At 71.2% G+C, this 11,231-nt stretch carries 12 protein-coding genes; 9 read left to right on the forward strand and 3 right to left on the reverse strand.

Annotation, left to right across the window (positions count from 1 at the left end):
• The first annotated feature begins 55 nt into the window (after window positions 1-55).
• Window positions 56-703 (forward strand): TetR/AcrR family transcriptional regulator, encoded by a 648-nt coding sequence (locus ABD374_RS10530; RefSeq protein WP_344493788.1) that lies wholly within the window; start codon window positions 56-58, stop codon window positions 701-703.
• A gap of 42 nt (window positions 704-745) precedes the next feature.
• Here ABD374_RS10530 and def read toward each other — a convergent pair whose 3' ends face one another.
• Entirely contained in the window at window positions 746-1,291 is a 546-nt protein-coding gene (def, locus tag ABD374_RS10535) for a peptide deformylase (RefSeq protein WP_344493790.1), read from the reverse strand.
• A 149-nt stretch (window positions 1,292-1,440) separates the two neighbouring features.
• On the opposite strand from def, the gene ABD374_RS10540 reads away from it, so the two are divergent.
• The 5 genes from ABD374_RS10540 (at window position 1,441) to ABD374_RS10560 (ending at window position 5,919) form a co-directional block, all read left to right on the forward strand.
• Window positions 1,441-2,679 (forward strand): Mur ligase family protein, encoded by a 1,239-nt coding sequence (locus tag ABD374_RS10540; RefSeq protein WP_344493792.1) that lies wholly within the window; start codon window positions 1,441-1,443, stop codon window positions 2,677-2,679.
• A 31-nt stretch (window positions 2,680-2,710) separates the two neighbouring features.
• Window positions 2,711-3,439, forward strand: coding sequence for a type 1 glutamine amidotransferase (locus tag ABD374_RS10545; RefSeq protein ID WP_028811872.1), 729 nt, complete (start codon window positions 2,711-2,713; stop codon window positions 3,437-3,439).
• A gap of 145 nt (window positions 3,440-3,584) precedes the next feature.
• Window positions 3,585-4,610, forward strand: a complete 1,026-nt coding sequence (locus ABD374_RS10550; protein WP_093802049.1) for a 6-phosphofructokinase — start codon at window positions 3,585-3,587, stop codon at window positions 4,608-4,610.
• A gap of 111 nt (window positions 4,611-4,721) precedes the next feature.
• Window positions 4,722-5,681, forward strand: a complete 960-nt coding sequence (locus ABD374_RS10555) for a cytochrome c oxidase assembly protein (protein ID WP_344493797.1) — start codon at window positions 4,722-4,724, stop codon at window positions 5,679-5,681.
• A gap of 79 nt (window positions 5,682-5,760) precedes the next feature.
• Window positions 5,761-5,919, forward strand: coding sequence for a hypothetical protein (locus ABD374_RS10560; RefSeq protein WP_344493799.1), 159 nt, complete (start codon window positions 5,761-5,763; stop codon window positions 5,917-5,919).
• Between the two features lie 103 nt (window positions 5,920-6,022).
• On the opposite strand, the gene ABD374_RS10565 is transcribed toward ABD374_RS10560, so the two are convergent.
• Complete coding sequence (locus ABD374_RS10565) at window positions 6,023-6,427, reverse strand: SSI family serine proteinase inhibitor (protein ID WP_344493801.1); 405 nt, start codon at window positions 6,425-6,427, stop codon at window positions 6,023-6,025.
• Window positions 6,428-6,953: 526 nt separating this feature from the next.
• On the opposite strand from ABD374_RS10565, the gene ppk2 reads away from it, so the two are divergent.
• The 3 genes from ppk2 to ABD374_RS10580 all read left to right on the forward strand — a co-directional run bounded on the left by ppk2 (window position 6,954) and on the right by ABD374_RS10580 (window position 8,736).
• Window positions 6,954-7,925: a polyphosphate kinase 2 gene (gene ppk2 / locus ABD374_RS10570; protein ID WP_344493803.1), complete on the forward strand. Its 972-nt coding sequence runs from the start codon at window positions 6,954-6,956 to the stop codon at window positions 7,923-7,925.
• Between the two features lie 85 nt (window positions 7,926-8,010).
• Window positions 8,011-8,181 (forward strand): hydrophobic protein, encoded by a 171-nt coding sequence (locus ABD374_RS10575; RefSeq protein WP_344493805.1) that lies wholly within the window; start codon window positions 8,011-8,013, stop codon window positions 8,179-8,181.
• Window positions 8,182-8,328: 147 nt separating this feature from the next.
• Window positions 8,329-8,736 (forward strand): STAS domain-containing protein, encoded by a 408-nt coding sequence (locus tag ABD374_RS10580; RefSeq protein ID WP_344493807.1) that lies wholly within the window; start codon window positions 8,329-8,331, stop codon window positions 8,734-8,736.
• 29 nt (window positions 8,737-8,765) lie between these two features.
• Here ABD374_RS10580 and ABD374_RS10585 read toward each other — a convergent pair whose 3' ends face one another.
• The gene (locus ABD374_RS10585) at window positions 8,766-11,207 is read right to left on the reverse strand and encodes a SpoIIE family protein phosphatase (protein ID WP_344493809.1); all 2,442 of its coding nucleotides are present in this window, start codon (window positions 11,205-11,207) and stop codon (window positions 8,766-8,768) included.
• Between the last annotated feature and the right edge of the window lie 24 nt (window positions 11,208-11,231).

Raw genomic sequence — 11,231 nt, forward strand, 5'->3', positions numbered from 1 at the left:
CATGGTGTTACGTTGCGCAGGCGTCACGGAATCGCTTTGGGCGGGGAGACACACCATGGAAACCACACAACAGGACGGGCGGCAGCGCTCCGCCGCCGCACAGCGACGGCGGGAGCTGCTGGAGGCGGCGGACCGCGTGGTACTGCGGGACGGCCCGCAGGCTTCCATGAACGCCATAGCCGCCGAGGCGGGAATCACCAAGCCGATCCTCTACCGGCACTTCGGCGACAAGGGCGGCCTCTACCGCGCCCTGGCCAAACGCCACACCGACGCGCTGCTCGCGGCGCTGCGGGCCGCGCTCGACGCGCCCGCCGAGCGGCGTGAGCGCGTCGAGGCGACGCTCGACACCTACCTCGCCGCGATCGAGGCCCGCCCGCAGGTCTACCGGTTCCTGATGCACCCCGCCGAGGAGGCGCACCAGCCGGAGCAGGGCTTCGACGTCGGCCGCCACTCGGCGCCGCTGCTGCGCAGGCTCGGCGAGGAACTGGCCACGGTGATCGCCGAACGCGTGGACCTCGGGCCCGACAGCGCACAGCTGGCCCGGGTGTGGGGACACGGCATCGTCGGCATGATGCACGCGGCGGGCGACTGGTGGCTGGGCGAACGCCCCTGCTCGCGGGAGCGGTTGGTGTCCAGCCTCGCGGACCTGCTGTGGGGCCGGCTGGCCGCCGCGGGCGACCGCGCGGGCGGCCCCGGCTTCTGACCCCGCTTCGGCCTGAACCGCCGCGCGGGACCTTCCCCCGGCCTACGCCGGGCCGCCCCACGGCGCCCGCCGCGCCGCCCGCAGCGCCCTGGCCCGGCGCAGGCCGGTGAGGCGGTCCGTGTAGACCAGGCCGTCCAGGTGGTCGCACTCGTGCTGAAGGCAGCGGGCGAAGAAGCCGGTGCCTTCGATCCGCACCGGCGAACCCGTCACCGAGACGCCCTCCACCACCGCCCGGTCGAAGCGTTCGGTACCCGCCTCGACGCCCGGCAGGGACAGACACCCCTCCGGACCGCGTACGGTGATGCCGTCGGCCTCGACCAGTCGGGGGTTGACGATGTGCCCCACGTGCCGGACGTCCTCGTCGTCCGGGCAGTCGTAGACGAAGACGCGCAGCGGTACGCCGACCTGGTTGGCCGCGAGGCCGACTCCCTCGGCGGCGTACATGGTCGCGTACATGTCCTCGACGAGCCGGACCAGTGAGGGACCGAAATCGGTCACCGCCCCGCAGGGCGCGTGCAGCGCCGGGTCACCGAGCAGTGTCATGGGTCGTACGAGCCCGGAACTGCCGGGAATCGGGCGGTGTCGCATGGCGGCAAGCGTACGTTCCACCGGGTGCTCCAGTGCCCCCGGTGGTGCCGGGGTGCGGGGGCGCGACTGGATCTCGATAGGCTGAGCCCCGACGTTGACCGGTGGACCTGGGGCAGATGCGGCGCCGGATGCAAGGAGGATCAGTGACGATGGCAGGCAACACGGAGCCGTTGTCGCCGCGGGCCAAGCTGGCCGTGACGGCAGGCAAGGCCGCGGCGGCGGTGTCCCGCGCCGCGGGACGCGGCAGCGGATCCGTGATCGGCGGCAAGGTGGCGCTCAAGCTCGACCCCGACCTGCTCGGGCGGCTCGCCCAGCATCTCGACGTCGTGCTCGTCTCCGCGACGAACGGCAAGACGACGACGACCCGGCTCATCGCCGAGGCGCTGCGGGCCAGCGGCCCCGTCGTCTCCAACGCGCTCGGCGCCAACATGCCGGCGGGCATCACCTCCGCCCTGGCGGGCGGCTCGGACGCGAAGTACGGCGTGATCGAGGTCGACGAGAAGTACCTCGCCGGAGTCGCGCGGGACGTGACGCCGAAGGCGATCGCCCTGCTCAACCTCTCCCGCGACCAGTTGGACCGGGCCGCCGAGACGCGGATGCTCGCCGAGAAGTGGCGCGAGGGCCTGTCCGGCACGAAGGCCGTCGTCATCGCGAACGCCGACGACCCGCTGATCGTCTGGGCCGCGTCCTCCTCCCCCAACGTGGTGTGGGTGGCGGCGGGTCAGGAATGGAAGGACGACGCCTGGTCCTGCCCGTCCTGCGGCGGTGTGATGCAGCGCCCCGGCGACGACTGGTTCTGCGGCGAGTGCGGCTTCCGCCGTCCGTCCCCGAGCTGGGTGCTGAGCGGTGACCACGTCCTGGACCCGCACGGCTCGGCCTGGCCGATCCACCTCCAGCTGCCCGGCCGCGCCAACAAGGCGAACGCCGCCACCTCCGCCGCGGTCGCGGCCGTGTTCGGCGTCCCGCCGCAGGTGGCGCTGGAGCGGATGTACGAGGTCCAGGCGGTCGCCGGCCGGTACGACGTGGTGCGGTTCCAGGAGCGCGAGCTGCGGCTGCTGCTCGCGAAGAACCCGGCGGGCTGGCTCGAGACGTTCTCCCTCATCAACCCGCCGCCCACGCCGGTGATCCTGGCCGTCAACGCGCGCGGCGCGGACGGCACGGACACCTCCTGGCTGTGGGACGTCGACTACACCCGGCTCGCCGGCCACCCGATCTTCGTGCTCGGTGACCGCAAGCTGGACCTCGCCGTGCGCCTGGAGGTCGCGAACCTGGACTTCCGGGTCTGCGAGACCCTCGACGAGGCCGTGCAGCTCGCGCCGCCCGGGCTGATCGAGACGATCGCCAACTACACCGCGTTCCAGGACCTGCGCCGCCGTGTCGGCAACTAGGCCCGCGTACCCCCAAAAAGGACGAGCAAGCATGAGCGACAACAGCCTGCGCCTGGTGTGGATCTACCCGGACCTGCTGAGCACGTACGGCGACCAGGGCAACGCCCTCGTCGTGGAGCGCCGGGCCCGCCAGCGCGGCCTCGACGTCCACCGCGTGGACGTACGCAGCGACCAGCAGATCCCCACGTCGGGCGACATCTACCTGATCGGTGGCGGTGAGGACCGTCCGCAGCGCCTCGCGGCCGAGCGGCTGCGCCGCGACGGCGGCCTGGAGCGCGCCGTGTCCAACGGCGCGATCGTCTTCTCGGTCTGCGCCGGGTACCAGATCCTCGGCCACGAGTTCATCAACGACCTCGGCGAGCGCGAGCAGGGCCTCGGGCTGCTCGACGTGGTCAGCACGCGCGGCGAGGGCGAGCGGTGCGTCGGCGACGTCCTCGGGGACATCGACGAGCGGCTCGGCCTGCCGCCGCTGACCGGTTTCGAGAACCACCAGGGCATCACCCATCTGGGCCCGACGGCGCGGCCGTTCGCCCGGACGCGGATCGGCAAGGGCAACGGGACCGGCGACGGCACGGAGGGCGCGTACAACGACACCGTCTTCGGCACGTACATGCACGGCCCCGTGCTCGCCCGCAACCCGCTCATCGCGGACCTGCTGCTGAAGCTGGCCCTCGACGTCAACGCGCTGCCGCCCACCGACGACCGGTGGTACGAGGCGCTGCGCGCCGAGCGCATCGCGTCGGCGACGCAGCCCGCCTGACGGACTGTCGCGGTTCGTACGTTTTTGGGGTGTCCAGCTGGCGGACGCCCGGTTCGGCCCCGTCACTCTGCGCGAGTAGGGTGACGGGGATCCAGCCGGACGACGTGGTCCGGTCCTCGGCCCACGTTGCAAAGGTATTCCGGGCATGCGCATTGGTGTACTCACTTCCGGCGGCGACTGCCCCGGCCTGAACGCTGTCATCCGTTCCGTCGTGCACCGCGCCGTCGTCGACCACGGCGACGAGGTCATCGGTTTCCACGACGGCTGGAAGGGTCTTCTGGAAGGCGACTACCGCAAGCTCGACCTCGACGCGGTGGGCGGCATCCTGGCCCGCGGCGGCACGATCCTCGGCTCTTCCAGGGTCCAGCCCGCACATCTGCGCGGCGGCGTCGAGACGGCCCGCGGCCATGTCGCGGACCTCGGACTCGACGCGATCATCCCGATCGGCGGCGAAGGCACGCTGAAGGCGGCGAACCTGCTGTCCGAGGCGGGGCTGCCGATCGTCGGCGTACCGAAGACCATCGACAACGACATCGCGTCGACCGACGTCACCTTCGGCTTCGACACGGCCGTCGGCGTCGCGACCGAGGCGCTCGACCGGCTCAAGACCACCGCCGAATCGCACCAGCGGGTGCTGATCGTCGAGGTCATGGGGCGGCACACCGGCTGGATCGCGCTCCACTCCGGTATGGCGGCCGGCGCGCACGCCATCGTCGTGCCCGAGCGGCCCTTCGACATCGGTGAGCTGACCGAGCTGGTCGGCAAGCGCTTCTCGGCCGGCAAGCGCTTCGCGATCGTCGTGGTCGCCGAGGGCGCCAAGCCGCGCGAGGGCTCCATGGAGTTCGACATCGGCGGCAAGGACATGTACGGCCACGAGCGCTTCGCGGGCGTCGCCCGGCAGCTCTCCGTCGAGCTGGAGGAGCGCCTCGGCAAGGAGGCGCGCCCGGTCATCCTGGGCCACGTCCAGCGCGGCGGTACCCCGACGGCGTACGACCGCGTCCTCGCGACCCGCTTCGGCTGGCACGCGGTGGAGGCGGCGCACCGCGGCGAGTTCGGCATGATGACGGCGCTGCGCGGCACGGACATCGTGATGGTCCCACTGGCCGAGGCCGTGGAGACCCTCAAGACGGTGCCCTCCGAGCGGTACGCCGAGGCCGAGTGCGTGCTGTGACGATCTCGACAGTCGTCTGAGTGACGGCCCCCGGCTGCGGACGCGGCCGGGGGCCGTTCTAGTCTGTAGCGGACAACCGGTACGAATGGGCAGCCCCACGGGAGTACGCAGATGGATCACGGCGGGCACGGCAGCGGCATGGACATGGATCTGCCGCCGTTCACGCTGGGACGGGGGCTGGAGTTCTCCCCCGACCTCTTCTTCCTGGTGGGGTGCGTGCTGGCGGTCGCCCTGTACGGGTGGGGCGTGGTGCGGCTGCGCCGGCGCGGCGACGGCTGGCCGGTCAGCCGGACGGTCCTCTTCGTCATCGGCGTGCTGAGCGTGGCGCTGGTGATGTGCACCAAGCTCAACGACTACGGCATGGTCATGTTCAGCGTGCACATGGTGCAGCACATGGTGATCAGCATGCTCTCGCCGATCCTGCTGCTGCTCGGCGCGCCGGTGACGCTGGCGCTGCGGGCACTGCCGGTGGCGGGGCGCGGGAACCGCAAGGGGCCGCGCGAGGTGCTGCTGATGCTGCTGCACAGCCGCTACATGAAGATCGTCACACATCCGGCGTTCACGATCCCGCTGTTCATCGCGTCCCTGTACGCGCTCTACTTCACTCCGGTCTTCGACTTCCTGATGGGGAGCAAGCCGGGCCACCTGGGCATGATGGTCCACTTCCTCGCCGTCGGCCTGGTCTTCTTCTGGCCGATCATGGGCATCGACCCGGGGCCGCACCGCCCGGGTTACGTGATGCGGATGCTGGAGCTCTTCGCCGGGATGCCGTTCCACGCGTTCTTCGGCATCGCGCTGATGATGGCGTCCCAGCCGATGATCGGTACGTACGCGAACCCGCCCGCGTCGCTCGGCATCGACGCGCTGAGCGACCAGAACGCGGCGGGCGGCATCGCCTGGGCGTTCTCGGAGATCCCGTCGGTACTGGTGCTGATCGCACTGGTGTTCCAGTGGTACCGGTCCGAGCAGCGGGTCGCGCGGCGCGCGGACCGGGCGGCGGACCGCGACGGGGACAAGGAGCTGGTGGCGTACAACGCGTATCTCGCCTCGCTCCAGGCGCGCGGCCGCTAGGTCGCCGGTAACGTCGGCACGGTGGCGCGGGAGCCCTCCAGGGGTGACGATGGCCCTCCATCAGAAGAAGGGGGTGCGCATGCCCGGTTCTGCGAAGTCGATGGGGGTGCTCACCGTAGGGACGCTGGTCGTGATCTCGGCGTACACGGTGGCACTCGGAAGCAACGGCTGGCTGTGGTTCGGCTGGATCGTGCTCGGCCTGGTCACGATGGGGCTGGCCGCGACGCACAGCCGGTGAGCGGCCGGTGATCAGCCGGTGAGCGGTGGGTGATCAGCCGCTGAGACGTCACTGCGCGGCGCGCCCGGGGTGGTCCCGAGCGCGGAGCGCGGGCACGGAGCGCTCAGAAGCGGAAGACCGGTCCGGTGGCGGCATCGAGCACGCACGCGTTCGGATAGGTCTTCTGCCAGGCCGCCGCACGCCCGCGCCAGCTGCCCTTGGCGCTCACGGTCACCGGCTCGTACTGCTTGGTGCACGCACGCGGATTCCCGGACAGCCGGTCGAGGTCGCCGTCCGCCTTGTCGAGCGCCGCGCACGCGCCGGCGGCGTCCGGGTGGTGCCCCGGGCCCCCGGGAGGACACTTCAGCAGGACGCCCCGGATCCAGGTGTTCTCCGCGCCCGAAACGGTGAGGAACAGCCCGTGGGGCAGTGTCGGCTCGTCGGGGACGTCCGCGGCGGCCCTGGCGGGCACGGCAGCGCTCGCGAGAGCGAACAGGACGACTGCGGCGAGGGTGGCTGGGGAGCGCATCCGGACCTCCTGGGGCTGGGCAGCTCGGCGACTGAGTGGGGGGAGAGGCCAGGCCACCTCCTGCCACCGGCTCCGGCAAGCGACCACGCGGCGGTGTCGCACCCACGGGTACGTACCGCTGCTCCGTACGGCGGGACACCGTACGGGTCCGGTACCCGGCCGCCTGCCGCCCGCTGCCTCCGTTGCGCCCGGCTACGGCCGTGCCCCCGCCGTCAGGCGCGCCGAGGTCTCCGTCCGGGAGACGGTGACTCGACGAGGTCGCCCGCGTCCGGTACGGCGGTCCCTGCGGCCACGGCCGCGGCGTCGACACCGTGCACTCCGAGGCCCCCCGGGGACCGGCACCGGATTCCAGGGACTCCTTCCTTCGGTGAGTAGGCGGGCGGGGCGCGGGCACACGCCTTCCGGGAAGAACACACCGAGAGAACACACCTACGACTCGACGGGAGAACGTGGTGACGCGTTATGGGGGGTTCACCCGTGGCCAGGACCGGCGGTTTCACCCGGCACGTCGGCGGCTGAGCGCCGCATGAGCGACGCCGAGGACGAAACCCTTCTCGAAGGGCTGACGGTCGACAACCGCCACCCCGAGCGGCCCGTCCTGCTCGACGACGACGGCCGGCCGCTGCGGACGTGGCGGGAGAACCACCCGTACGACCACAAGGTCCGGCGCCAGGAGTACGAGCAGAGCAAACGGTTGCTCCAGATCGAACTGCTCAAACTCCAGCGATGGGTGAAGAACACGGGACAGCGGCTCGTGGTGATCTGCGAGGGGCGTGACGCGGCAGGCAAGGGCGGCACCATCCACCGCTTCACCGAGCGGCTCAATCCCCGGGGCGCCCGCGTGGTGGCCCTGGACAAGCCCACCGAACACGAGGCCGGCCAGTGGTATTTCCAGCGGTACGTCGCCCATCTCCCGTCCGCGGGGGAGATCGTCTTCTTCGACCGCTCCTGGTACAACCGGGCGGGAGTCGAGCGCGTCATGGGCTTCTGCACCCCGGCCGAGTGCCGGCACTTCCTCCAGCAGGCCCCGCTGTTCGAGCGGATGCTCACCGAGGACGGATTCCTGCTGGTGAAGTTCTGGTTCTCCGTCTCCCGCAACGAGCAGCGCACCCGGTTCGCCATCCGGCAGGTGGACCCGGTGAGGCAGTGGAAACTGTCGCCGACCGATCTGGCTTCGCTGGATCTGTGGGACGCCTACACGGCGGCGAAGGTGGACATGTTCCGGGCGACGGACACCGTTCACGCACCGTGGACCGTCGTGAAGAACAACGACAAGAAGCGCGGCCGCCTGGAAGCCATGCGCAGCCTGCTGTCACGGTTCGACTACACGGACAGGGACGACAAGGCGGTCGGTGAGCCCGATCCGCTGATCGTCGGCCCGGCGGACACGCTCCTGGAGCCCGGAGAGGAGAGCACCGTCCTCTCCCCGACCCCCCTCGCCGGCCGCCACGAGGGGCCGGGCGACCACCCCGGGTCCGCGGGGGACACCTCGCGGTGAGCCGGCCGCTCAGCCGCGACCTGCGGATCATGGTCTGCATAGCCGGGTTCCGGCAGGGCATACGAGTGCTCGGAGGTTGATAATCATGGTCCCCCTGCTACTCGTCCTGCTTCTCGCGCTGGTGCTCTTCGGCGCCGGATTCGCCCTGAAGGCCCTGTGGTGGATCGCCGTCGTCGTCCTGGCGATCTGGCTGCTCGGCTTCGTCATGCGGTCCGCCGGCAGCGGCGGCCGCAAGGGGCGCTGGTACCGCTGGTAAGCCGGCAGTGCGCGAGGAGGCTCAGCCCGCGAGTGCCGGCTGAGCCTCCTCGCGCGTACTGCCGCCGACCGTGACCGGCAGGCGCCGTGGAGAACACGCCGTCACCAGCAGCCCCCGAACCGTCCCCTCAGCCAGAAAGCCGAAAAGATGCCCTCTCAAGAAGCGAACCTGAACGTCGAGGTCGAGATCCACGATCCCGGTACGGCCATTGTGGCCATCGGCGGTGAACTGGACATCGACACCGCGACCTTCCTGCATCACCACTTGGCGAATCAGTTCCTCCACGGTCGGCACCATCTCGTACTGGACCTCTCGGCCCTGCAGTTCGTGGACTCGTCGGGAATGAACGTTCTGATCAAAGCCGCCAGGGAAGCCCGGGAAGGAGGGGGCGACCTGCGCCTCGTCGCACCCGCCCCCGCGGTCCGGCGCCTCCTCGAACTGACGGGGCTGAGCATGATGACACCCGTCCACGCCGATATCGAAGAGGCGCTCGGCCGGACCGGCGGGATCCCCGCGCAAGCACCCGTCACGGCCAGGGACGGCAGCAGCCGGTAACCGCGCCGGCCCCGTGGGGAGCTCCGGGGTCACGACACCTCGATACCGATGAGGCAGGTGTCGTCGTCGGTGTCCGAACTGCTGTGCGTGAGCAGACGGTCGAGCCGGCGTTCGAGGGTCGGGGCCGGCGCCTGGGCCCTGGCGAGCAGCTGGGCGAGGGAATCGTGGACGGCGGTGTCCTTGCGCTCGATGAGACCGTCGGTGTACATCAGCAGCGTGTCGTGCGGTTCGAGCTGGATCTCGACCTCTTCGTACTCGGCTTCCGCGAGGGCGCCCAGGAGAAGCCCGCTCGGCAGGGGCAGGGTGGTGGCCTCGTGCTCCCGTACCAGTACGGGCGGCAGATGGCCCGCCCTGGCCCAGCGCAGGACGCGGGTCTCCGGGTCGAAGAGACCGCACACCGCGGTGGCGGTGACCTGCCCGGTGAGGTGGTGCGCCACGATGTTCAGCCAGGACAGCAGCTGCCCCGGGCCCGCGCCGGTGACGGCGAGACCGCGCATGGCGTTGCGCAGGACCACCATGCCGGTGGCCGCGTCGATGCCGTGGCCGGCGATGTCCCCGACGCAGAGCAGTATCCGCTTGGACGGCAGGACGACGGCGTCGTACCAGTCGCCGCCCACCAGCGATTCCGTCTCCGCCGGCCGGTAGCGTACGGCGATCTGCAGGCCGGGGGCGTCGAGCGGCGCCCGGGCCGGCGGCATGATGGCGTGCTGGAGCTGCAGGGCCAGCCGGTTGCGCTCGGCCGACTCCTGTTCGGTGTGCGCGAGTTGGTCGCGGGTGGCGGCGAGCGCCACCTCGGTCCAGTGCTGGGAGGAGATGTCCTGGTAGGCGCCGCGTACCGCGAGGAGCCGGTCGTCGGCGTCGAGGACGGGTTCGGCGATGACCCGGATGTGGCGGGTCACTCCGTCGGGGCGCATCAGGCGGAAGGCCGTCGAGGCCGGTCGCCGGTGGTGGAGGACTGCCTGCAGGAAGCGGCCGATGGTGACGGTGTCGTCCGGGTGCGCGTGGTCGGTGAGGTCCTGCAGGGACACCGGTTCTTCGGTGACCGGCCGCCCGTACAGGGCGAAGAGCTGCCCGTTCCAGGTGATCTCGCCCGTCACCAGGTTCTCCTCGAAGCCGCCGATGCGGCCGAGGCGCTGCGCGTGCTGCAGCAGGCTGGCGAGCCGGGCCGTCTCGTCCTCGATGCGCCAGATGAGCAGGACGCTGCCGCCGTGCCGGCTGATGCTGAGGTCGGCGACGGACGCGAGCGGCACCTGGTCGACGAGGGCGGTCAGCGTCATCCGCTGCGCACGGAACGGCTCACCGGTGGCGTAGACGCGCTCGATCTTCTCGAAGAGTTCGCTCTCGCCGACCGCCATGGGGTAGGCCTCCAGCAGCAGGGCCCCGTTGACTGCGCTGCGGGAGCGTCCCGCCGGATCCACGAAGCTGCTGTTCACGTGACGGATCCGGAAGTCGCTGAGATGTCCTTCAGCACCGAGGTGCGGCGTGAGGACGAGCGCGGGGTCGTACAGCCCGTCGGAGAGGTCCACCAGCTCGGAGACGTCGGCCAGTTCCCGCGCGGAGGGAAGGTGCACCCCGGTGACCGGCAGGCTTTCGAGGGTGTGGGCGCACAGCTCGGCCAGGGCTTCGATCTGACGCGCTATGGCCGGGGACTGCGGGGGGAGCCGCTGGGGCCAGCAGATCTCCAGTACGCCGTGTATGCGGCCGCCGGTGCCGGCGGGCAGCGCGACACGGCCCCCGTTGGGGGTCTGCTTGTGGCCGATGGAGGGAAGGCCGACCTCGGCGAGGGAGGGGATCCGGACGGTACGGCGCTCGCCGAGCGCCTGGCGGGCGACGGTCGCCACACCGGGCGGTACGTACCGCCAGCGTCCCGCTTCGTCGGCGCTGAAGCCGGCGTGACCGCAGAGGGTGAGGGAGGAGTCCGAGCCGACGGTCCAGACGGCGACGGCTGTGGCTCCCAGCGGGGCCAGCGCGTGTTCGAGCAGCGATGCGGCGACGGTCTGGGTGTCCCCGGCCGCCAGCGCGGCGCTTTCGGCGGTGCGCAGGCGTACGGCGACGGACGGGTCGGCCGCCTCGCCGTACGGGTCGTCGCCGCTCGTCCGCCGGACGAAGTCGCCGGTGATGCCGACGACATGGTCGCGGGCCGCCTGGTTGATGATGTCCGCGGCCAGCTCCAGCTGGGACAGGCCGGCCTGGTCGGCGAGTTCTTCGAGCTGTCGCGCCGCCTGGGCCGGACCGCACCGGAGCCGCTCGATCAGGATCCCCTTGGCCAGTTCGACCAGGGCGCGGCCGTCGGCCGCGGCGTGCGCCGCCCGTACCTCCCCGCGAAGCCGTTCGACGGTGGCGGCCAGACGGCCGACGGTGGAGGTCTGGCCGGGCAGGGACTGCTCACCGACCCCGGCGAGGAGCCGGGCGGGCGACTGCGGAGCGGCGCTGTCCACGTCGGGATCTCCATGGTGCTCAGGAGTGCTCATGGTGCTGCTGACTCCTCGGTGCTT

Origin of the sequence: Streptomyces enissocaesilis (genome assembly GCF_039533765.1) — a bacterium.
Taxonomy (GTDB): domain Bacteria; phylum Actinomycetota; class Actinomycetes; order Streptomycetales; family Streptomycetaceae; genus Streptomyces; species Streptomyces enissocaesilis.

Excerpts from the sequence above, each read along its gene's own strand:
- ABD374_RS10530 (WP_344493788.1), top strand. The coding sequence starts at position 56 with ATGGAAACCACACAACAGGACGGGCGGCAGCGCTCCGCCGCCGCACAG.
- def (WP_344493790.1), bottom strand. The coding sequence starts at position 1,291 with ATGCGACACCGCCCGATTCCCGGCAGTTCCGGGCTCGTACGACCCATG.
- ABD374_RS10540 (WP_344493792.1), top strand. The coding sequence starts at position 1,441 with ATGGCAGGCAACACGGAGCCGTTGTCGCCGCGGGCCAAGCTGGCCGTG.
- ABD374_RS10545 (WP_028811872.1), top strand. The coding sequence starts at position 2,711 with ATGAGCGACAACAGCCTGCGCCTGGTGTGGATCTACCCGGACCTGCTG.
- ABD374_RS10550 (WP_093802049.1), top strand. The coding sequence starts at position 3,585 with ATGCGCATTGGTGTACTCACTTCCGGCGGCGACTGCCCCGGCCTGAAC.
- ABD374_RS10555 (WP_344493797.1), top strand. The coding sequence starts at position 4,722 with ATGGATCACGGCGGGCACGGCAGCGGCATGGACATGGATCTGCCGCCG.
- ABD374_RS10560 (WP_344493799.1), top strand. The coding sequence starts at position 5,761 with ATGCCCGGTTCTGCGAAGTCGATGGGGGTGCTCACCGTAGGGACGCTG.
- ABD374_RS10565 (WP_344493801.1), bottom strand. The coding sequence starts at position 6,427 with ATGCGCTCCCCAGCCACCCTCGCCGCAGTCGTCCTGTTCGCTCTCGCG.
- ppk2 (WP_344493803.1), top strand. The coding sequence starts at position 6,954 with ATGAGCGACGCCGAGGACGAAACCCTTCTCGAAGGGCTGACGGTCGAC.
- ABD374_RS10575 (WP_344493805.1), top strand. The coding sequence starts at position 8,011 with ATGGTCCCCCTGCTACTCGTCCTGCTTCTCGCGCTGGTGCTCTTCGGC.
- ABD374_RS10580 (WP_344493807.1), top strand. The coding sequence starts at position 8,329 with ATGCCCTCTCAAGAAGCGAACCTGAACGTCGAGGTCGAGATCCACGAT.
- ABD374_RS10585 (WP_344493809.1), bottom strand. The coding sequence starts at position 11,207 with ATGAGCACTCCTGAGCACCATGGAGATCCCGACGTGGACAGCGCCGCT.